The sequence below is a fragment of the Micromonospora sp. WMMD729 genome (assembly GCF_049315225.1).
In the GTDB taxonomy this organism is placed as follows: Bacteria; Actinomycetota; Actinomycetes; order Mycobacteriales; family Micromonosporaceae; genus Micromonospora.
Genome location: NZ_CP186059.1, coordinates 2,458,282 through 2,480,275, shown reverse-complemented (window position 1 = coordinate 2,480,275; position 21,994 = coordinate 2,458,282). Strand labels below are relative to the sequence as shown.

Genomic DNA, 21,994 nt, shown 5'->3' with positions numbered 1-21,994 from the left:
CGGCGGGGGTGTGCCGTCAGCCCGCCCGGCGATTGGCCCGCAGGGCGCCCAGGATCACGCCGGGAGTGGCCAGCGACAGCGGGTGCTCACGCATGGAGACGACCTCGTTGAACCGGCGGGCGATCCCCACGTCCGTCACGGTCGCCGAGAGGATCTGCCGGCTCACCCAGCTCGTGACCCGGTAGCCGCGCGGGTAGGGACCGTCGACGTGCGGCAACCCCAGGTCGGCGGAGGTCGACGTGGACCACGCGGCGTCGACCACGACCTTCTGCAGGTCGAGGAAGTGGCGGGCGGGCGCGTTCAGGTCCGGTCCGGGGCGCAGGTACGCCGACAGGCAGGCCGCGTGCAGGGCCGCGGCCGTCATGCCCTGCCCGTACACCGGGTTGAACGACGCGACGGCGTCGCCCACGCTGACGAGCCGGGCCGGGAAACGCCGCAGCGCGTAGAAGTCCCGTCGCCGGCTGTCGGCGTGGTGGTAGGTCTGGACGTCACCGAGCATCTCCCGGTCGGCGATCTCGCCGAACTCGGGCGGGAACTGCTCGCGCAGCCGGCGGACGAAGTCCTGCGCGGTGCGTCCGGGCCGGTCGTCACCGTAGCCGGCCATCATCGCCATCCAACGGTCGTCCTCGATGGCGAAGAAGGCGGCGCCGGCGACGTCCGTCATGGTCCGTGGGGTGTGCAGGGCCATGACGACGCGCGCCTGCGGAGTCTCTTCCGGGCGTCGGAACAGCGCGGTGGCGTAGTTGAGGTGCACGGGCATCCGGCGGGTGACGGGGCGCTCCCAACCGGCCTGCTCCAGCCAGTCGGAGAGCCGGCTGGACCGGCCCATGGCATCCACCACCAGGTCGCCACCCTCGACGCCGGCGACCCCGTTGACCTCGCAGCGCACGCCGGTGACCGCGCCGTTCTCGATGAGGAGCCCGGTGGCGCGGGCGGTGACCGTCTTGACGTTCGGCAGTTGGAGCACCTGCTGGCGGATCAGCCCCTCCAGCAGCGGCCGGCTGCCGGCCAGGCTGTCGTCATCGTCGGGTACCACCACCTTGCGACGGCCGTCGAGGTAGCTGCGCCGGGTGGCGGGTGGCGCCTCGATCGCGCCGTGGGCCAGCGCCTGCTGGCGGAAACCGGGGAACAACTGCTCCAACTGAAGGAGGCCGCCGGGCAGCAGCGCGTGCAGTTGGGTGCCCTGGGGTACGCCGGGCCGGGCGCCGCTGAGCTGCGGGTCGTCCCGGTCGATGAGGACGACACTCTCGGCGTGGTCGGACAGGACCCGGGCGGCCAGCAGGCCGGCGACGCTGCCGCCGACCACCACCGCCTTACCCAGGATCGGAGTGGGCTGCTCGGGAGGTCGCACGGCGTTCAACGCGGCGAAGACCCGAACCGGGGAGAGGGACATGGTGCTCTCCAAAGGAGTACGCGGCAGGGCACCCTCCCCCGGGTCTGCCGCACGGACAGACCGGCGGCGCCGGCCGTTCGACAGGATGCCTGACGATAGTTGCACAGGCAGTGTCGGTTGCCCGTACGGCCCGCACGGGTGTCGGAAACCGGCCACATCGCTGGACGGGGTCGGCGTACGGCTGACGAGGCGTGGCGCACGCCGTTCGGATCTGTCAGCATCACCGGCATGCCCGTCGCCCGTCGTACCCTGCTCGGGGTTGGTCTGGCCGCCGCGACCTCCGCCCTCGCCGGCTGCGGCGGTGAGTCGGCGGGTGGGGCCGACCCGGGCGGCGCGGTGACCGCCACCGACGCGGCGGGGAACCGGGTGGGTTTCGGCGCGGCCGGCAGACCCACGACGCCTTCGGCGGGTACGCCGAGCACCTCCCCCACGGCCGGCACGGGCGCGCCGGGCAACCAGGCCCGGTACGCGGCGGACGTGACCGCGTTGCTGCGCCGGCACCTGCCCGCCTCGGCGCAGACCGTCACGCACCACGGCTTTCCCGGCGCGGTCGCCGTCGTGCTGGTCGACGGCAGGACGACCGTGCACACCGCTGTCGGGGAGGCCCTGCGCTACGCGGCCGGCCCGAAGCTGCTCGCGGCGAAGAGCCGGGTCGCGATGCGCCCCGATTCCATCTTCGATCTGGCCTCGGTCACCAAGGTCTACACCGCCATCCTGCTGCTCCAGCAGGTCGACAAGGGTCGTGTCGACCTGGGCGCCCCGGTGCGCGACTACCTGCCGGCGTTCACCGGCACGGGCAAGGACCGGGTCACCGTCGAGATGCTGCTCACCCACACCGGCGGCCTCCCGGTCGGTGCCAAGGTCACCGGCCTGCCGGACAACGCCGCCCGGTGGAACGCGGTGCTCGCCACCCCGCTGGTCTCAGGCGCCGTGCCCGGGGACACGTTCCGCTACTCCAGCGTCGGCCTCATGGTCGCCGGCAAGATCGTCGAGAAGGTCACCGGGAAACGCCTCGACCAGGCGCTCAAGGCCAACCTCACCGGTCCACTCGGCCTGCGCGACACCGGCTTCAACCCGATGACCTGGCTGTCGGCCACCGAGCGGGCGGCCCGGATGGTCGCCACCGACGCCCGCTCGTCGCGCGGCCTGCTCCGCGGCACCGTGCACGACGACGTCGCCAACAACCTCGGCGGCGTCGCCGGTCACGCCGGGGTGTTCGCCAGCGCCAGCGATCTCGCCGCCGTCGGCCAGATGCTCCTCGACGGCGGCACCTACCAGGGCCGACGGGTCCTCGCCGCCGGCACCGTGCGCCGGATGCTGACCAACCACAACGCGGGCAAGCCGGCCGTCGACCCGGAGCGTCCCCAGCGCACGGCCGCCCACGGTCTCGGCGTCGTCCTCGACCAGCCGTGGTTCATGGGGCGGCTCGCGTCGAGCCGCACCTTCGGTCACACCGGGTTCGCCGGCCCCTCGCTGCTGGTCGACCCGGGCCGCAGGCTGGTCCTCGCCCTGCTCACGAACCGGGCCCACCCGAACTGGTCCTGGGCGAACCCCGATCCGGTCCGCGCGGCCGTCGGCGACCTCCTCGCGGCAGCGGTCCGCTGACCGACGCCGGCGGCGGCGGCGGCGGCGGCGGCGGCGGCGGCGGCGGCGGCGGTCAGCCTGCCACGGTGGCCGGTTCCCGGTCCCGACGACGCCCCGCGTAGCTGACGATTCCCAGGCCCAGCCCGACGACCGCGAGGACCAGTCCCACCCGGGCCGGCGCGAGGTAGCCGAGCCCGGCGGCGATGCCGACGCTGCCCAGCGCCGCGCCCAGGCTGTTCGCGATGTTCATGGCGGACTGGTTGAGGGCCGCGCCCATCAACTGCGCTCCGGGGGCGACCGTGATGAGGCGTGCCTGGAGCACCGGACCGAGGTAGAGGCTCGTCGCGCCGACCAGGAACGCGCCGACGAACAGGCCCACCCGGTGCGACGCGACGAGACTGAACACGCCGATGCTGGCGATCATCGCCACGAAGCCGATCATCATGCTGCGACGCAGGTCCCGGTCGGCGAGCCAGCCGCCCAGGGCGTTGCCGACGGTCATGCCGAGGCCCACCGCGACCAGCACCCACGGCACCGTCGCGGCGGAGAGGCCGGCGACGTCGGTGGTGACCGGCGCGATGTACGAGTCGACCGCGAAGAACCCGGCGAAGCCGATCGCGCCGGTGGCCGCCACCAGCCAGACCTGCGAGGTCCGCAGCGCCCGCAGCTCGGCGGCCGGCGAGCCGTCCGCCGCCGCGGCCACCTCCGGCACGACCGCCAGCACCGCCAGCAGCGTGAGCAGGAAGACACCGGCGATGACCAGGTACGCGGTACGCCAGCCGGCTGCCTGCCCGAGTCGCGTGATCAGCGGTACGCCCACCACGTTGCTCACGGTCAGGCCACCGAGCACGGTGGCGAAGCCCCGGGCCTCGTTGCCGGGGCCCATCAGGGTCGCGGCGAGCAGGCCGGCCGCGCCGAAGTACGCGCCGTGCGGCAGCGCGGCGACGAACCGCGCGACCAGCACCAGCTCGAAGTTCGGGGCGGTCGCCGAGGCGATCGTGCCGGCGGCGAAGAGGACGAGCAGCCCGAGCACGAGCCTGCGGCGGGGCAGGCGCGCGCTGAGCGCGGCGATCAGTGGCGCGCCCACGACGACACCCAGCGCGTACGCCGTGATCATCCAACCGGCGCGGGCAACGGCGTCCGACGAGGAGCGGGCGTACTGCTGCGCCAGCAGGTCGCGTGCCATCTCGGGTAGCAGGCCCATCGCCACGAACTCCGTCAGGCCGACCGCGACGCCGCCGAGCGCCAGGGCGACAAGCGCCGCGAGTCGCTGACCTCTGCTCAGTTCGTTCACCGAGCGAATTTAGCAACAGCGTTGCGTAATAGAGTGGCGAGATGACGCGGACCACAGCGGACGTGACGTTCCTGCGCGGCTACAACCAGGCGCAGGTGTTGGCCGTCGCGCGTACGGCGCGCACGTTCGAGCGGTCGACGGTGGTCGCCGCCACCGGCCTGACCCCGCAGGCCGTCTCCAAAGTCATCGCTCGGCTGACCGCCGACGGGCTGATCCGTCCCGCCGGTGTCCGCCGCCCGGGCATCGGCAAACCGGCCGTCGTCTACGAACTGGTCCCGGACAGCCGGTACGCGATCGGCGCGCACGTCGCCCGGCGCACGCTGCGACTGGTCCTGGTCGACCTGGCCGGCGCCGTACGCCACTCGACGGTCAGCCCGCTGCCGGAGGACTTCACCCCCGACCAACTCCTCGACGCCCTGTGCGCCGGCATCGAGACGATCACCGCAGACTCCGCCCCACAGGACCGACTGACGGGCGTGGGCCTCGGCATGATCGGCCCCCTCGACCACGCCAACGGCCTCGTTCGGGACGCGCACGGCCTGCGGCACTGGCACGACGTACCGCTGCGCGAGCTGGCCGAGGCGCGGCTACGCCTGCCGGTGCACCTGGACAAGGACGTGACCGCCGGGGTCACCGCCGAGGCGTGGCGGCACGGCACGACGTTCGGCGACGCGGCGCTCATCATGGTCGAATCCGGCATCGGGGGCGGGTTCTGGCTGGGCGGCACGGCGCATCGGGGCGCGCACACCAACGCCGGCGAGTTCGGGCACACGGTCGTCGACCTGGACGGGCCCGCCTGCGTCTGCGGACGCCACGGCTGCCTGGAGGTCGTCCACCTACACGCCGCCGAGGCCGGGGACGTGCCGCGTGCCGCCCGGGTGCTGGCGATCGGGGTCGTCAACCTGCTCCAGACCCTCGACCTCGCCCACGTGGTCCTGGCCGGCGCGGACCTGCTGCGCCACGCGGAGGTCTACCGCGCCGCCGTCGAGCAGGCCGTCCGCACCGACGTCCGGCGCGCGGACTGGCTGGTCCCGACCGTGACCCTGTCCGGCCTCGGCGCGGACGTGATCGCCGCCGGAGCCGCGATGCAGGTCCTCGACCAGCTCTACGGCATCCCGGACCTCACCTCCGGCACCCCGCCCACGATCGTGCGACAGGCCGTCGTCGGCGCCCGCTGAGCGGCCCCGGGACCGCGCGGCCGACTACCGCGGGACGGTGTCGGCGTAGCCGCAGCCGCCGGCCGGGTCCTCGCTGGCGCCGATCACGGCGTCGAGGCGATCCCGGACCTGGACGAGCTGGTCGATCTGGTGGGTGATGCGGTCCCGTTCGGCGTTCAGCAGGGCACGGGACTGCGGCGTGTTGACCTGGGCGTCGACGCAGGGCAGCAGATCCAGGATCGTCCGGCTGGACAGACCCGCGGCGTACAGCGTCTGGATGAGCTGGACCCGGTCGACCGCTCCCTGGTCGTAGTGACGCTGGCCGCCGCCGCTGCGCTCGGGGACCAGCAGCGACTGCTCCTCGTAGTAGCGCAGGGCGCGCACCGACACTCCCGTGTGGGACGCCAGTTCCCCGATCCGCACGACCCCTCCCCCTGGCCGTGACGGGCGCCACGGCTCTGTCTCTCACGTCAACGTCAGGTTCCAGCGTAGGCCGCGTTCATGTCATCGCCCAATCACGGCCCGGCCGGGCCGTCGCCGTTGGAGCGCGAGGTGGCGCTCACTGGCAGACGCGCCACTCGTCGTCCTCCTTGACCAGACCCATGGTCTGGGTGGCCTGGGCGCCGGTGGACTTCTGGACCATGGTCACGGTGGCGGTGGCGGTCAGCCGCCCGTTGTAGTTGTTGACGTACACACCGGTGATCTCGTAACTGCTGATCTCCAGTTGCGCGGCCTGGACCCGGGAGAAGTCCTCCTGGGTCATGGCCGTGCGCACCCGCTCGCACAGCCGCCCGTACGCGCCCGAATAGTCACCGGCCCGCACGTCATCGATGTACCCGACCGCGACCGCCCGGGCCGGCCCGACCTCCCGCTTGAGACTGCGGTAGAACCAGAGGCCGACGCAGCTGCCCACGACACAGCAGACCGCCAGCAGACCGGCGAGGACGAGCAACACCCGACGAGCCGTCCGGGGCGGCGAGGCGGGCACCATTATCGGCTCGTACGTCATGACCTGGACGGTAGAGCCGCCCCGCAAGCACACGCGCTCTTCGGCACGGATAGGACCCCGCCCCCACATTTGTCGCTCCCGCATAAGTGCGCGCGTCGGCTGGACCTCGCGCGGGTTCGGCAAACACGAAGCAGAAGATTGACATCGAACGGCATCGGACACCTCGTGAGGCCGGCGAGGCACCGGGGCGGACGACTCCGTGCAATGCTGTGGACATGACCGCCACCAGCGCAGCAACGAGATAGACCGTCGACGGAGCCACCGATTACGTTTTTTTAAGATTCGATACGCAATCGACACGGCGATCGTCGCGCAGAGCCCACCGGGCAATCCCGGAGCGATATTTAAGGCACATTTAATCGGCCTAAGCGATCGACGCAGAGGGTCGACTCGTACTCTTCTTCCTCGGAAGAAAGGTGCACCCCCGTTGACATATTTGCGACCCACCCCTCGACACCGTCATGCCCTGACCGCCCTGCTGGTGGTGGGCCTGGCATTCACCGGCGGATGCAAGGAGTCCCCGGGCACGCCCGGCGCGTCCGGTCCGTCCAGCGACACCGGCATCGGCTCGCCCGGCCCCGCGACACCGACGACCGCCCCGGCGACCACGCCGAGCGCACCGGGCACCTCGACCAGCCCGCCCGCTCCGGCCAAGCCGGACCCCTCGTCCACGAGCGCCGCGCCGCCGATCACATCGGGTGGCTGGATCACCGTCGACGCCGCCGCGCAGGCCGCCGCGACGAGGGCGTTCTTCGCGCGCAAGCCGAAGCCGGTGACGGGCAACCCGGTCAAGGTTCCGGAGTTCAACGTCGGCTGCACGGTCAGCCACCACAACAGCGACGACCCGATCGTCCTGCCCAACCTCAAGGGCGCCTCGCACAACCACACCTTCTGGGGCAACAGGTCGACCGACGCCACCTCGACCGCCGAGTCGCTGCGGGCGTCGAAGGCGACCACCTGCAACTCGCCCGACGACCAGTCCGCCTACTGGGTGCCGACGATGTACCAGAACGGCAAGGTCGTCGACCCCACGGAGGTGACCGTCTACTACGGCTCCCGGCTGAAGGACCCGAGCAGGACCCAGCCCTTCCCGTTCGGCCTGCGGATGATCACCGGCAACGCCAAGAACCAGGTGGACACCCCGGACAAGCAGGGCAACCACTTCTGGTGCGCCGGCATCGGTGGCGAGATCGGCCGCAGCGCCGACAAGACCTTCCCGGTCTGCGCCAAGACCGCGCACGTCGTCCGGCAGATCACCTTCCCGGACTGCTGGGACGGCAAGCACCTGGACAGCCCCGACCACAAGGCGCACATGGCCAACGGCGACCACACGGGAGCCTGCCCGAAGAGCCACCCGGTGCCCGTCCCGTCGGTGTCCTTCGTGATCTCGTACCCGTTGAGCGCGAACACGAACGGCATCACCCTCGCGTCCGGCACCTCGTTCTCGATGCACGCCGACTTCTTCAACGCCTGGAAGGACGAGGCGCTGGCCGCACGGGTCCGCAACTGCCTCGACCAGGGCGTGAAGTGCAACTCCGCTGGCAACTTCTGAGCTGACCTGACCCGCGCGGTCTCCAGTGGTCGGGTTCGGGCGACCGGGCCGAACCCGACGCCGGAGACCTCACGTAATCACCTACTTGCGCAGCAGGCCCAGGAAGTCGGCTGCCGCCGGGAACGGACGGTCCGGGGCGAACTCGCCGATGTAGACGACGGCCTCCTCGTCCTGACCGTAGGAGTAACCGTCCAGGGCGGGACCGAGCACGATGATGGTGCCGCCGCGTCGCCAGGCGGCGTACCGCCAGGAGTAGTGACCGATGGCGAGGTACCTGCCCTCGGTCCGGACGTCACACTCCGGCGGCCCGAGCCGTTCGGAAAACCGGTCGATCGCCGCATCCAGGTACGCCTCGAACTCCACGCGTCCGGCGCCCCGCTCGCTCGACCAGCCGGGCTGCGAACCCCAGAAGTCATCCGGCCACAACTCTCCGCCCACCACGTAGTAGTGGACGAAGGGCAGGTAGAGGCCGTAGTCGGTGTAGACGGCGTGACCGGCCGGCGTGACGAAACGCGCCTCGTCGGTCGGCACCCCGTCGGTGGACCAGCCGAGGCTCCGCATCGCCCGGCTGGTGACGGCCGGATCGTGCCAGGGCAGGTCGGCCAACCCAATGAGCTGACCGACCAACTCCCCGCCGATGGGGCAGCTGGCGACGTGCTCCTCGATGTCCGTCTCGTCCTCGCCGCGCTCCGGCTGATGATCTTCCGACATGGCCGGGAATTCTTCCGACGCCAGCAGCGGCGCGCAAGCGCGGACATCCCTGGTCCAACCGAGGAATCGGCGGTGCAGCGCACCGGCCGGCGTCCAGCGCAGGTCCACTGTCGCCTGCACCAGGTAGGACCCGAGGTAGAGGGCCAACGACACAGGATCATCCGCGTACTCCGCGCGCAACTCGCGCTTCCGGGTCATGCAGGGCCAGGGCAGGCCGCACCCATCGCAGCTCCAGATCGGCATGACCGGGCCGTGGGCGGTCACCGCGCACCCGCCAGGAGGCCAGCGATGATCGTCGGCGTCTGCCGCCTGGTCGCCCATCCGCCCTGCCAGCAGGGGTACGACGTGAGCCACGTCCACGACGTCCGGAAGCCGTCACACCTGTCGGCCAAGCCCCGGATGTGAACCGCGATGATCGCCTCTTGCCGCCCGCTGCTCACTGCTCGCCCTCCTGTGGCCAGTGGCCACGACTGATCGGGATCCGGTGCCGGGCACGGCATGGCAGGTCCGCTCCGCAGCGGCAGACATGTCGCCAGAGCCGCCACGACCAGACCGGCCGATGCCTGCGGGCGAACGTCAGCGCGGTGGCCGAAAGGTACTCCTCATAAGAGACGCGCCGCACCGACTTCTCCCCTCGTTCGAGCACGAGGACGGCTTTCTGCCCTCGAAGCTGAGGGACACGGCGACCAGGCGATACCCGCACCGCCCACCGCATCCCGTGAGCAAGAAGCTACGGTGGGTCGCGGAACGGAATGGGTAAAGTTCCTACCCCTGGATCACGAGAGAAGCCCGACCTTGACTGCGAGGTCACGGACGTCGTCACGAGTCGAACGTGGGCCGTCGAGCAGGTCCACGGTGATCTGGCGGGCGTACCCGTTGAAGCGGATGGTCTCCGGTGCCGACTCGTACGCCTGCCGGAGGGTCGACACGGTCGCTTCCTTGTCGTTCTTGCCGTGGTGCGCCCGCGCGACCTCGATGAGATGGCGTGCCCGGCGCGGCCTCGACGGAATCGGCGCGGAATCATGACGGCGCGCCTGTCGCACCGCCTCACCGGACTTCTGCAACTCCACCGCCACGGTCACCGCATGAGCGCCCATGATGACCTTCGAGAACGATGTCTGCGGCTGATAGAAACCTGTTGGCAGGCGCTGCGCCACCCGATCCGCACGATCCCAGTACCGCCAGGCCCTACCTTCCTCACCAGCGCGGGCGGCGGTGTAGGCAGCCTCGAAGTTCAACGCACCCCAGAGCGCCATCAGGTTCGTGTTCCCATCGGCGGCACGGGACTCCAGCGCCGACAGGAGGTTCACTGTCACCGCCATCGCGGTGTCCCAATCACCGGCGTCCCGATGCACCTGGCACAGGAACCACCCCGCGCACGCCACCGCCTCCGGATCGCCGGACTCCTGCGCCGCCACCATCGCCCGGTCCGCGACCCGCCACAACAGCTCCGCGGCCGGCTGATAGGCGAGGAACATCTGCGCCAGCCCGAACGTCTCCGCCAACAGTGCCTGAGCCTGCCGACGCTCGTCACCCTCGTACGCCAACGCTGCGCGCTGCACGTCGCGCAGCAACCCCGGCAACAATCCGCCCAGCACCGTACGGTGATCCGACGCCTGATGACGCGCACGCCATGCCATCGCGAGCCGATCCCTCAGTCTCGTCAACGACTCTGGCGATGTCTCGTCAAAAGTTGCGAAGCGGTTCACCGCGTCCCGCACCGACGCCAGCGCCGGGTGCTCCGGCCCATTGACAGCAGCAGACCACGCCCCCAACTCGCCGGCAAGGACGGACACCTCGACCTTCAGAGCACGCGCGATCCGGTCCAGCATGTGAATGCGCGGCGGCAGGATCCGATCGGTCTCCACCGCCTTGACCCACTCAGCACTTCGGCCGACCAGCCCGCCAAGCACCGCGCGGGTCTTGCCGGACCGCTCGCGGTAGGCCTTCAGCCGCTGCCCGAAGGTCAGTTCCGGCAGGGAATCCATCCCGAACCTCCTCGTAGCGCGACAACACCAGCCGTATCCAGGGCCGACGTTGCATCAACGCTACCGAGCGGCCAAGTCCCTCATAACCCCCTCGCCGGCAACTTCTGGGCGCTCCGGCACCACATTCCACACGTGTCTACGGGGTCGGCCGGTCACCCCGAAAGGTGACCGGCCGCCTTCGTGAGCTGTACGTCAGAGCTTGGCGGCGCCCGCCTCGGTGGCGTCCTGCACCGCCGAGGTACGACGGACCTCGGCCCGCTCGTCGCCCGCCTCCTCGCGGTCCGGGGCGGTCATCCGGGCCGCCCGGTTGGCGCTCGGCGCGGCCTGGTCGCCCGTCACGCCGCCTCGGATGCGGTTGTTCGCCGCCACCTGCGCGGCCGGGTCGTTGCCCGTCACGGTCAACTGGCCGTTGATGATGTTGTCGTCGACGGTGACGCCACCGGTGGTGTTGGTGACGCTGACGTCCGCGCCCCAGTAGCCGCCGGAGGCGCAACTGTCCAGGGCGCCGTTCGGACCGAGCTGGACGCCGCCGAGGTTTCCGGCGAAGGTGGCCCGGCCCCGGACGGCGCTGCCGCACACGACACTGCCGGTGGCGCTGTTGAGCACCGACAGGGTGCCGTCGACGAACGAGTCGTGCACGTCCGTGTAGTAGGTGCCGGTGCTGCTGACGTTGCGCGTCACCTGGGTGCCGCCGTCGAGCCGTACCTCACCGGCGCCGACGGTGACGTTCCCGCTGATCGTGGACGCCTCGGCGAACAGGAAGCTGTCGATGGTCGCCGAGCCCTTCGGCCGGACGGTCAACGCGCCCGTCGAGGCGTCGGACAGATAGACGCCGTAGCCTCCGGCGGCCAGCACGACCTGGCCGTCGACGGTCGTCTCGGTGGCGTCGAGGTAGCCGTCGGCGGCGACCCGTACCTCGCCGCTGACCCGGCCGCCGGTGACCACCAGGTTGGCGCCGGCGGCGACGGTGACGTTGCCGGTGATCGTGGTGCCGGTCAGCGCGCAGGACTCACCGGCCGGGACGAGCAGGTCGTTGGGCACGGTCACCGCACCGCCGGTGCCGATGCAGTGGGTGACCAGGTCGGCGTGGGCGGTCGGTGCCACGGCCAGCACCGAGGCGGCGATGACGGCGCTCACAGTGGCCAGCTTGGCGGCGGTACGTCCGGGCATCGTGGTTCTCCCTCTCGATGGGATGCGGGGGCTCATGCGCCGACGTCCGATCGGGCCGCGGCCCGGACGATGGCGCCCTGCTGGCGCTTGGTGAGCGTGCCGGCGGTCACCAGCGCGGTGGTGACCGCCTCGACGTGCCGGACGAAGTCGGCGTGACCGGGATAGTCGGCGTCCTCGTCGATCAGATCGTTGATGGTGCAGCCGTTCCCGGTGTCGACGTTGGCCACGCCGGTGTCGACGCCGCCGACGATCACCGTGTCCCGCGTGTCGGAGGCGGGGCAGGCGTCGTTGCCGTCGGCCACGACGGTGAACGTCACCGACTGCTCGGCGGCGGTGTTACCGGCGGTGTCCGTCGCCCGGTAGCGCAGGGTGTGCGCCCCGACGGTACGGACGACGACCGGGGTGGTGTACGCGGTCCACGCGCCGGTGTCGAGGGCGTACTCGGTCCGCGCCACGCCCGAGTCGGCGTCGGTGGCCGTCACGGTGACGGTCGCCGCGCCGACGTACGCGCCGTCATCGTTGCGGTCGCCGGCCACCGTGGCCGTCACGGTGGGTGGGGTGGTGTCCTCGGCCGGCGGCGCGACGACGGTGAAGTGGGCCATCTGCTCGGCCGAGGTGTTGCCGGCGACGTCGGTGGCCCGGTAGTGCAGCATGTGCATCCCGGTGGCGGTCACCACGACCGGGCTCGTGTACGAGGTGAACGCGGCCCCGTCGAGGGCGTACTCGATGGTGGCGACGCCCGACCCGGCGTCGGTGGCGGTCAGCGTGGCGGTGACCGTACCCACGTAGTTGCCGTCGCCGTCGCGGTCGCCGGCCAGCGCGGCCGTGACCACCGGCGCGGTGGTGTCCTCCTCGGTCGGCTCGACGACCCGGAACGACACCGAGCCGACGGCGCTGGTGTTGCCGGCCTGGTCGGTGGCATGGAACTGCACCGAGTGGTCGCCGACCGCGGTGACCCGCACCGGCTGGGTGTACGGCTGGAAGCTGGTGTCGTCGACCTGGTACTCGACGGTGTCGACGCCGGAGTCCGCGTCGGTGGCCGTGACGGTCACCGTCGCCGCGCCGACGTAGTTGCCGTCGCCGTCGCGGTCACCCGACACGGCGGCGGTGACGGTCGGCGCTGTGGTGTCGCCGCCTCCCCCGCCGTCGGTGACCACCAGCTCGCCGACCATCTGGCTGTGGCCGGGAATGGCGCAGAAGTAGCGGTACCGGCCCGGGGTCAGCGTGACGGTCGCCTCGTGGCGGCCGTTGTTGGCGTCGAACGGACTGGCCAGGATGTTGATGGTGACGTCGTGGTTGTAGCCCTCGGTGGACGTGTCGAAGGTCAGCGTGTGCGGCATCCCGGTGGTGTTGCCGGTGGCCGCGCTGTTCTCCCAGACGATCGTCGTCGTGCCGGCCACCGCGGTGGTGGGCACGGACTTGTAGCGGGTGGTGTTGTCGTCGGCGGTCCAGGTCAGCACCTGGTCCGCGGCGGCACGGGGGGCGGCGGAGGCGGGCGGCGCGGCCAACGGTGCGACCGTGAGCAGGACCGCCGCCAACGCGGCCGTGAGTCGTCGGATCATCGTCTCTCCTAGAGTTCGCGCACGCGGATGTTGCGGAACTCGGTCAGGTCGTTGTCACCGTGGTTCTGCAGGCCGATGAAGCCGCGCAGGAACTGCCGCAGGTCGGTCGGCGGATCGCCGGCCCGGGAGGACTGCTTGCCCGGCGTGTTGTCGAACTCGTTGATCACCACGCCGTTACGGATCATCGTGTAGTGCTGCCCGACCACCCGGATCTCGTAGTCGTTCCAGACGTTCTTCGGGGTGACGCCGGCCTGGGCGAGCGGCACCGGGTCGAAGTTGTAGACCGAGCCGGTCTTCTGCGGCTCGCCGCTCTCACCGTCGTAGATCTGGATCTCGTGTCCGCAGTAGATCGCCATCCAGGCGGTCGAGGTCCGGGCCGACCCGATGGTGCCGCAGCTGCCCGGCGGCCGCTGCTCCAGCGGGACCCGCAGGTCCGGGAAGCGGATGAAGACCCCGGTGTTGGCCCGGTTGGTGCCCGGCGCGATGTCCTTGAACTGCACCTTCAGCGAGAAGTCACCCAGCTCCTTGGTGTGCCAGAGCATGCCGAGACCACCGCTGGAGCGCAGTGCCCCGTCCGGCTGGATGCTGAACGACCCGGTCGGCGCCTGCTCCCAACCGCGCAGCGACTCGGCGGTGCCGTCGTAGAGCGGCTCATACCCGGTGCGTCCGTCCCGGCCGATGTCGGACGCGGCGGCCAGGCGGGTGAGCGTGCCCGCCTCGCGGGCGTTGAGCAGACCGTCGTCCTGCAACGCGCGGGTCACCGTGGTGACGTGCCGGACGAAGGCGTTGTGGTCGGGCCAGGTGCTCTCGTCGTCGATCAGGTCGTTGATCGTGCAGCCCTGCCCGACCGTCCGACTGGCCACGCCGGTGTCGGTGTCGCCGAGCCACACGGTGGCCCGGGCGTCCGGCACCGCGCACCCGACCGTGACGGTGGTCCGTACGGTGGCCGTCTCGCCGTCGGCGTACGTGACGGTGAGCTTCGCGGTGTAGGTGCCCACCTTGGCGTACGTGTGTCGGGGGTCCGCCTCGGTCGACGTGGCACCGTCGCCGAACTCCCACCGGTGGCTCACCCCGCCGGACTTCGAGCCGGTGAAGGCGATCGTCAGCGGCTTGTTCTGCACGGCCACCGAGGTCGCCGCCGGTGCCGGGGTGGGCGCGCCGCCGGTGTAGGTGACCCGGATCAGCTTCTGGTTGGGGTTGAGGCTGAAGAAGCCGCCTCCGTAGTCGAGCAGGTAGAGGGCGCCGTCCGGGCCGAACTTGGCGTCCATCCAGCTCTGCAAGCGGTTGTCACCGTTGCCGCTGGGGATGATGGCCCGCAGCGACTCGGCGTACACCGGCGGGGCGGCCTGCGGCACGCCGGCGGGGTCGACGGTGACCGCGACCCGGTTGACCGGGTTCGACTGGTCGCCGATGAGCCACTTGCCGTCCCAGTGCTCCGGCCACGCGACGCCGCTGTTCGTGTCGACGAGGCTGCGGTGGTAGGTGGGGCCGGACATGATGGCCTGCCCGCCGCCGCGCAGGTACGGCTGCGTGTAGGTGGCGTCGGCCGCGACGTAGGTGGGCAGGCCGCTGCCGTCGGTCCGCTTCGGGAAGACCGGGCCGCCGCCGTCCGGCGAGTACCAGATCATGTTGTCCCGGGCGGCGGGGATGTCCACCAGGCCGGTGTTGCGCGGCGAGGTGTTCTTCAGGTTGTCGCAGTCGTACCAGCCGGTCAGCACGCTGGCGTCGGTGTTGCTGCGGTCCCGGTACGGCTGCCGGTTGCCCATGCAGTACGGCCAGCCCTGGTTGCCGGCCGAGGTGATGATGGTGGCCGTCTCGTACTTGGCCGGGCCGAGGGTGGGGCTGGGCGACGAGGCGTCCGGACCGACCCAGCCGGCGGTCAGCCACTGGTGCACCGGGTCGATCTGGAGGCGGGCGATGTTGCGTACGCCCATCACGTAGATCTCCGGCCGAGTCTTCTCGGTGCCCGGCGGGAAGAGGTTGCCCTCGGGGATGGTGTACGTGCCGTCCGGCTCCGGGTGGATCCGGATGATCTTGCCGGCGAGGTCGTTGGTGTTACCCGACGTACGGCGGGCGTCCTGGAACGAGATGCCCTGGTACTCCTCGGTCCAGTTGTTGCCGGAGTAGCCCTGCGACCCCTCCGAGGAGTTGTTGTCGCCGGAGCCGACGTAGAGGTTGCCCTTGGCGTCGAAGGCCATGCCGCCACCGGCGTGGCAGCAGCTGTGGATCTGCACCGGGAACTGCAACAGGTCCTTGCGGGTGCCCTGGTCGATGGTCTGGGTCGCCAGGTCGTAGGTGAAGCGGGAGATGGTCCGCTGCCCGACCCGCTTCACCCGGTCGATCGACTCGTGCGGCATCCAGTAGACGTAGAGCCAGCCGTTGTCGGCGAACTTCGGGTCCGGCACGATGCCGAGCAGGCCCTCCTCGTTCTTCACCAACTCCGAGCCGCTGCCCCGGTTACCCATCACCCGCAGGGTGGTGAGCAGTTTGACCTGCTTGCTGCGCGGGTCGAAGGAGTGGATGGTGCCGCAGCCCAGGCCGACGTTCGGGTCGTTCCAGTCGGCGATCGGGCCGCTCGGGCAGGCCGCCTTGCCGACGTAGAAGACGGTGCCGTCGGGGGCGATGGTCAGACCGTGCGGCTCGCCGATCTGGTCGAGCTGCCCGGTTTGGTTCGCGGCGGTCAGCCGCTCGATCTTGTAGTTCGCGGCGATCGTCGCCTGGCAGTCACCGCGTACCCGGCCGGTGGTCCAGTTCAGCGCCCCGGCCAGGTGGGCACGGAACGCCTCCTCGCCGTAGCTGCCCTCGGTGTGGCCCATGCCGGTGTAGAACGACCGGCCGCCGCCGTAGTCCCGGCACCAGGACACCGGGTGGAACGGGCCGTTGGCGCCCGGGCCCGGGTCGTAGTGCCGTTCCTCGACCTGCGCGAGGGTGTGCACCGTGCCGATCGGGTTCGTCTCCCAGTTGTCCCAGCGGTCCGACCGGGTGAGGGTCAGCGGCAGCGAGGCGGTGGCCGGGTGTTTGCGGTCCGTGATGTCGACCACCGCCCGGTTCACCGGGGTCGGCGGCGGTGCGGTGGCCGTCCCGGTGAACAGGCGCAGGTCGGCGAGCTGGATCAGCGGCTCCCCGCTGTTGGCGGTGATGTTCAGCCGGTAGCGGCTGAACTCCTGCGGCGTGGCGATGTCAAACCGCCGGGTCTGGAACCGCTCGGCAAAGGTCTGGTTGGTGCGGGTGTCCAGGTCGGACCAGTTCTGGCCGTCCGTGGAGCCCTGCAGGGTCCAGTCCTTCGGGTCCCGCCCGACGAAGTCGTTGGCCGAGGTCAACGCGTACCCGGTGATCCGCTTCGGCGCGGCCAGCTCGTAGCTCACCCAGGCCGTGGGGGTGCGGACCAGCCACTTGGTGTTGGCGTCGCCGTCGGTCAGCTTCTCCTTGGTCTCGCTGGGCGGGTTCTCGCCGCTGGCGGTCACCCGGGCCACCGGTTCGGCCACCGGGATCGCGCCCGCCGGGCGGGCGCCGATCAGGCCGGTGAACCAGGTCGAGTCGACCTGCGCGCGGGCGGCGTCGGCGATACCGACGAAGCCGCCGCCGGCCTTCATGTAGGCCTGGAGCGCCGACTCCTGGTCGCGGTTGAGCGCGGCGCCCGTCGCGGAGAGGAACACCACGCTCCGGTACGCGGACAGTTTCGTCGGAGTGAACACAGCCGGGTCGGTGGTGGCCATGACATCGATGTCATGACTGGCCGCAAGTTGTCGGATGGTGTCCACCGCGCGCGCCACCGGGTCCTGCTGCTCGGCCACCGGGCCGTGGAACACCAGCACCGCGGTGCCGCTCTGCTGGGTCTGCGCCGGTGCGGCGGTCACCGCTCGCGGCGCGGCGGCCGCCGCCGATGCCGTCGCCGGAATCAGCGTGGCGAAGGCCGCCATCGCCGCGAGGGCTCGTCGTACGTCTCTTCTCATCCCCGTCCCCACCTTTCGGTCAGCTTCCGTGCGTGTGGGTGTGGCCCTGGAACCGGTGGATCGCCTCCTCGGCGCCGGGGGGCATGCCGCCGTCGGCGTTGCGCACCAGGAAGATCCCGGCCATGCCGCCGTCGGAGTGGTTCTGCACGTGGCAGTGGTACATCCACGCGCCGGGCCCGACGCCCTCCCCGGCCAGCACCTGGAACCCGAACGAGCTGCCCGGGTTGAGGTCCTTGTTGTCGATGACCAGGCTCGGGTCGGCCGGCCCCTCGAGCATTCCGGTGCGGTTGTCCGCCCAGCGGTGGGCGTGCAGGTGGAAGGTGTGGAACAGGTTGCCGTGCCCGATGGCGAGCCACTCCACCCGCTGCCCCAGGTTCGCCTCGAACATGGGCGTGTTCGGCGCCATCTTGTTGTTGATCGTCATGTCGTGGAACACGACCGTGAACTGCTTCTCCGGCAGGATGTCGCCCCGACGACGGACGATCAGCGCGCCGTACAGTCCCTTCGCGACGCCGGCGGTGCCGTGGTCGGTGCCCATGGCGTGGTCGTGGTAGTGCCAGTAGCCGGCACTGCCGGGCATGTAGCGGCGGCCCGACGCGGCGACCATCTCGTGCGAGCGCCACACGTACGTCCGGGTCTCGCCCGGGTTGTTGAAGGAGTCGTTGAAGGGGCTGCCGTCCGAGTCGGTGCTGTAGTCCACCCCGTGCGGGTGGATGGACAACCGCTGGTCGGTGGTGTTGACCAGGGTGATCTCCAGGGTGTCACCCTCGTAGATCTCCAGCACCGGCCCGGGCACGGTGGCCTGGCCGGGCGCGAGGCCGTAGCCGTACAGTCCGCCGGGCAACTGCTCGGCGTAGATGGTGACCTTCCTGATCACTCCGGCGGCGGCCTGCGCTGGGCTGCCGCCGAACGCGCCCCCGAGCGTGGGGGCGGACGCGCCCAACGCTCCGGCGGCGAGCGCACCGGTGGCGATCAGTGATCGACGGGACAGGTGGCGGTGGGAGCCAACGGCGTGATCGTCCATGGGTCTCCGTTCCCGACCGGGCGAAGACGCGACGAGAGCAGGGTGCAGCGACCGCCGAGCACGGGGCGGCAGCACGACCGAGGTGAGGCTCGTCGCGGACTTTGCTCGGAAGACTCAGAACTTTCGATGGATGGACCCAACTTATGTAATCCATCGACGAAAGTACAGGGTCTGATTGCAGGAAGATTACCGCGACATCACGACGGCCGTCGATCGGCCGGAGCTGGTGGTGTCAGAGACCGTGCCGGTCGTCGGCCGGCAGGCTGGGGGTTTCCGGCGGCGCGGGCGACTGCTCGGGCTGACCGAGCCGCGCGTGGGTCGGGTCGAGGACGCGGGAGAGGAACGCACGGGTCCGCTCGTGCTTCGGCGCGCCCAGCACCTCGTGCGGCGGCCCCTGCTCGACGACCACGCCACCGTCCATGAAGACCACCCGGTCGGCGACGTCCCGGGCGAACGCCATCTCGTGGGTGACCACCATCATCGTCATGCCGTCCTCGGCCAGCCCGCGCATGACGGTGAGCACGTCACCGACCAGCTCCGGGTCGAGCGCCGAGGTCGGCTCGTCGAAGAGCATCAGCTTCGGGTCCATCGACAACGACCGGGCGATCGCCACCCGCTGCTGCTGCCCGCCGGAGAGCTGTGCGGGGAACGCGTCGGCCTTGTCGGTGAGGCCGACCCGCTCCAGGTTGGCCCGGGCGATCCGCTCGGCCTCGGCGCGGGAGCGCCGCAGCACCTTGCGCTGCGCGACGGTGAGGTTGTTGAGCACGGTCAGGTGCGGGAACAGGTTGAACGACTGGAACACCATGCCGATGCCCCGGCGGACCGCGTCGATCTCGACGTCCGGGTCGGTCATCTCCACGCCGTTCACCCAGATCGTGCCGGCGGTGGGTTCCTCCAGCAGGTCGACACAGCGCAGCAGGGTCGACTTGCCGGACCCGGACGGCCCGATCACGCAGACGACCTCGCCCTGGCCGACCTCGAAGTCGATGCCCTTGAGCACCTCGATCGAGCCGAAGGACTTGTGCAGGTCGCGGATCTGGACGGCGGGACGGGACGGGCTGGTCGTCATGCGGGTCACCGGGCCTTGGCGTAGCGGAGTTCGAGGCGGCGTACCACCTGGGACAGCGGCAGGGTGATGACCAGGTAGGCGAGGCCGGCCACCAGCAGCGGGGTGGCGTTCACCCGGTCGTTGAGCATGTCCCGGCCGAACTTGGTGACCTCGATGGTCTGTGCCGTCACGCCCAGCACGTACGCCAGCGACGAGTCCTTGGTGAGCAGGATGAGCTCGTTCGTCAGCGGCGGGATGACGATCCGGAACGCCTGCGGGATGACGATCGTGCGCATGGCGGTGAAGTGCGACATGCCGAGGGTGCGCGCGGCCTCCATCTGCCCCTTCGGCACGGCCTGGATGCCGGCGCGGATGGTCTCGGCCATGTACGCCGCGGCGGTCAACCCGAGACCGATCGCGATCGAGCCGAACACGCCGCCGGGGATCTCCCGCTCCGGGAAGGCGATCGGGATGCCGTACCCGACGAGGAAGAGCACCAGCAGCGCCGGCAGACCCCGGAACAGCTCGATGTACGCGGTCGCCAGCCAGCGGTACGGCGCGACCCGGGACAGCCGCATGAGCGCGAGGACGGTCCCGAACACGAGACCGAAGGCGAACGCGCCGAGCGTGTAGAGGATCGTGTTGCGCAGCGCCACGGTGATGATCGTCGGGAACATCGACTCGATGATGTCGACGCGGAAGAACGCGTCGGCCAGTCGGCCCCAGTCCGCGGCGAGGAGCACCGCGGCGATGATCGCGACGAAGACCAGGTACTGGATACCGAGGGACAGTCGTTCCCGCTGGCGGCGGCGCAGCTTCACGTTGGCTCGTTGCCTTCCCGGATGGTGCCGACGGGTAGGGCGCACAATCCGCGCGCCCTACCCTCTGGAACGTCGATCAGGCGTTCGGCCGCTTGCCGATCCACTTCTCATAGATCGTGTCGTACGAGCCGTCCTGCTTGGCCTTGGCCAGCGTCTCGTTGATCTTCTTGAGCAGTTCCGGGTTGCCGTCCTTCTTTACCGAGAACCCGTACTGCTCGCCGGTGTCGAACTCGGCGGTCACCGCGAACCCACCCGGGTTCTTGCGCAGGTACTCGGTCCACACCGGCAGGTCGTTGACGGCGGCCTCGACCTGACCGTTCGCGACGGCCTGCTGCAGGGCGGCGAGATCCTCGAACTCGACCAGCTGCAGGCCCTTCTCCTTCTCGAACTTGCGGGCGTAGTCACGACCGGTGGTGGCCGCCTGCACGCCGAGCTTCTTGCCCCGCAGGTCGTCGAGCGACTTGTACGGCTTGCCGGTCTTGACCAGCAGCGCCTGCGTCGCGTCGAAGTACGGATCCGAGAAGTCCATCACCTTCTGCCGCTCGGCGGTGATGGTCATGCCGGCGGCGGCCGCGTCGCACTTGCCGGTGTTCAGGTCCTGACCGGACTTGATCCCCTCGAACGGCGTGTCGATGATCGTCTGCTCGACGCCCAGCTCCTTGGCCACCAGGTCCATCACGTCGACGTCGAACCCGGTGACCTTGCCGCTGGCGTCCTTGGACTGGAACGGCGGGTACGGCAGGTGGGTGCAGACGGTCAGCTTGCCGCCCTCGACCAGCTTCACCCCACTGGCCTGGACCTCACTGTCGTCCTTCTTGGCACACCCGGCGGTCACCGCCAGAGCGGCGATCGCCACGACGAGGCCGGCCTGACGGACTGCGCTTCGGACTCTCACGAGTGTGTCCCTCCGGTTCGGCTCCCCCGGTGACGGGCAGCCAGCTTGGTACGAAGACGGTGTGACAGGGGACGGTACCTGACCCGAGGAACAGTAACTCAGGTCACGCGGCGTAGTCGCCGCGCTGCGGCGACCATCACAGTCCGTGAACCCGACAGCCGATCACGAACCGGACGCCGGGCCGGCTCCCGACCCGGGCCTCCCGGCCACGGCGATCGGCATTTGAGTATCCGAGCCACCCCGAACGAGTAGGCCACCGCGCCGGACACCGCTGCGCCACCGCAGAAGCTGATGGACGATCAGTGATACCGCCGTCACCCCGAGGGTGAGCAGATCCGACCCCGAATGGAGGGCAGACCTGCGAATGGACACCTACCCCACGACGCCTCAGATGGCTTTCGCGCAGTTCGTCCGCAAGGCCGTCGACGACGCCCGCGAGGAGCACGGCTGGACCGTCGGCGACATCGCCCACCACACCGGGGTGAGCCGCTCGACGCTGTTCCGCTGGCTCGCCGGTGACTGGCAGCGCTACCCGGAACTGGCGAAGGTCCGGAGCCTCTGCGCCACCCTCGACCTCTCCATCGCCGCCGCGATCCGGCCGCTCGCGATGCCGAACGCGGCCGTCACGCCACGGGTGCTGGCGCAGGTCGAGGCGGACATGGGCAGCATCCGCCGGCGGCTGCTCGACGACACCGTCTCGGCCGCGGACAAACGCCAGATCCGCGACCATCTCCGCCGACTCGCCGGCCGGGACCTCCCGGTGCAGGCGGCGTCACCGACCGGGACGGATTCCCGCGCCAGCGCGTCCGCGCCGCCGCGCGTGGGCGCGTCCC

At 70.5% G+C, this 21,994-nt stretch carries 15 protein-coding genes and 2 pseudogenes; 4 read left to right on the top strand and 13 right to left on the bottom strand.

Annotated elements, in window-relative coordinates; genetic code table 11:
- Positions 1-16: 16 nt before the first annotated feature.
- Positions 17-1,393 carry an FAD-dependent oxidoreductase gene (locus ACN263_RS11330; protein WP_422739750.1) on the bottom strand — a complete coding sequence of 459 codons (1,377 nt, stop codon included), beginning with the start codon at positions 1,391-1,393 and terminating at the stop codon, positions 17-19.
- A gap of 228 nt (positions 1,394-1,621) precedes the next feature.
- Between ACN263_RS11330 and ACN263_RS11325 the strand changes: the two genes are divergently transcribed.
- On the top strand, positions 1,622-2,998 hold the full coding sequence (locus ACN263_RS11325) for a serine hydrolase domain-containing protein (protein WP_422739749.1): 1,377 nt from the start codon (positions 1,622-1,624) through the stop codon (positions 2,996-2,998).
- Between the two features lie 52 nt (positions 2,999-3,050).
- Here ACN263_RS11325 and ACN263_RS11320 read toward each other — a convergent pair whose 3' ends face one another.
- Entirely contained in the window at positions 3,051-4,271 is a 1,221-nt protein-coding gene (locus ACN263_RS11320; protein WP_422739748.1) for an MFS transporter, read from the bottom strand.
- Positions 4,272-4,312: 41 nt separating this feature from the next.
- Between ACN263_RS11320 and ACN263_RS11315 the strand changes: the two genes are divergently transcribed.
- On the top strand, positions 4,313-5,449 hold the full coding sequence (locus ACN263_RS11315) for an ROK family protein (RefSeq protein WP_422739747.1): 1,137 nt from the start codon (positions 4,313-4,315) through the stop codon (positions 5,447-5,449).
- A 24-nt stretch (positions 5,450-5,473) separates the two neighbouring features.
- Here ACN263_RS11315 and ACN263_RS11310 read toward each other — a convergent pair whose 3' ends face one another.
- Both ACN263_RS11310 and ACN263_RS11305 read right to left on the bottom strand, forming a co-directional pair.
- The gene (locus tag ACN263_RS11310) at positions 5,474-5,851 is read right to left on the bottom strand and encodes a MerR family transcriptional regulator (protein WP_422739746.1); all 378 of its coding nucleotides are present in this window, start codon (positions 5,849-5,851) and stop codon (positions 5,474-5,476) included.
- Positions 5,852-5,987: 136 nt separating this feature from the next.
- Positions 5,988-6,437 carry a hypothetical protein gene (locus ACN263_RS11305; RefSeq protein WP_422739745.1) on the bottom strand — a complete coding sequence of 150 codons (450 nt, stop codon included), beginning with the start codon at positions 6,435-6,437 and terminating at the stop codon, positions 5,988-5,990.
- Positions 6,438-6,864: 427 nt separating this feature from the next.
- Between ACN263_RS11305 and ACN263_RS11300 the strand changes: the two genes are divergently transcribed.
- Entirely contained in the window at positions 6,865-7,989 is a 1,125-nt protein-coding gene (locus ACN263_RS11300) for a DUF1996 domain-containing protein (RefSeq protein ID WP_422739744.1), read from the top strand.
- An 81-nt stretch (positions 7,990-8,070) separates the two neighbouring features.
- On the opposite strand, the gene ACN263_RS11295 is transcribed toward ACN263_RS11300, so the two are convergent.
- The 9 genes and pseudogenes from ACN263_RS11295 to ACN263_RS11255 form a co-directional block, all read right to left on the bottom strand.
- Complete coding sequence (locus ACN263_RS11295; protein ID WP_422739743.1) at positions 8,071-8,898, bottom strand: hypothetical protein; 828 nt, start codon at positions 8,896-8,898, stop codon at positions 8,071-8,073.
- A 578-nt stretch (positions 8,899-9,476) separates the two neighbouring features.
- On the bottom strand, positions 9,477-10,688 hold the full coding sequence (locus tag ACN263_RS11290) for a helix-turn-helix domain-containing protein (protein WP_422739742.1): 1,212 nt from the start codon (positions 10,686-10,688) through the stop codon (positions 9,477-9,479).
- A 192-nt stretch (positions 10,689-10,880) separates the two neighbouring features.
- A complete protein-coding gene (locus tag ACN263_RS11285; protein WP_422739741.1) occupies positions 10,881-11,858 on the bottom strand; it encodes a hypothetical protein in 978 nt (325 codons plus the stop codon).
- Between the two features lie 236 nt (positions 11,859-12,094).
- Positions 12,095-13,420 (bottom strand): annotated as a pseudogene (locus ACN263_RS11280) (OmpL47-type beta-barrel domain-containing protein); the annotation flags it as partial.
- 8 nt (positions 13,421-13,428) lie between these two features.
- Entirely contained in the window at positions 13,429-17,373 is a 3,945-nt protein-coding gene (locus ACN263_RS11275; protein WP_422739740.1) for a ThuA domain-containing protein, read from the bottom strand.
- A 19-nt stretch (positions 17,374-17,392) separates the two neighbouring features.
- The gene (locus ACN263_RS11270) at positions 17,393-18,397 is read right to left on the bottom strand and encodes a multicopper oxidase domain-containing protein (protein ID WP_422739739.1); all 1,005 of its coding nucleotides are present in this window, start codon (positions 18,395-18,397) and stop codon (positions 17,393-17,395) included.
- A 232-nt stretch (positions 18,398-18,629) separates the two neighbouring features.
- Positions 18,630-19,466, bottom strand: coding sequence for an amino acid ABC transporter ATP-binding protein (locus ACN263_RS11265; RefSeq protein WP_422739738.1), 837 nt, complete (start codon positions 19,464-19,466; stop codon positions 18,630-18,632).
- 5 nt (positions 19,467-19,471) lie between these two features.
- Positions 19,472-20,266: an amino acid ABC transporter permease gene (locus ACN263_RS11260; RefSeq protein WP_396799691.1), complete on the bottom strand. Its 795-nt coding sequence runs from the start codon at positions 20,264-20,266 to the stop codon at positions 19,472-19,474.
- A gap of 76 nt (positions 20,267-20,342) precedes the next feature.
- The gene (locus tag ACN263_RS11255) at positions 20,343-21,161 is read right to left on the bottom strand and encodes a basic amino acid ABC transporter substrate-binding protein (RefSeq protein WP_422739737.1); all 819 of its coding nucleotides are present in this window, start codon (positions 21,159-21,161) and stop codon (positions 20,343-20,345) included.
- Between the two features lie 364 nt (positions 21,162-21,525).
- Between ACN263_RS11255 and ACN263_RS11250 the strand changes: the two are divergent.
- Positions 21,526-21,918 (top strand): annotated as a pseudogene (locus ACN263_RS11250) (helix-turn-helix domain-containing protein); the annotation flags it as partial.
- Between the last annotated feature and the right edge of the window lie 76 nt (positions 21,919-21,994).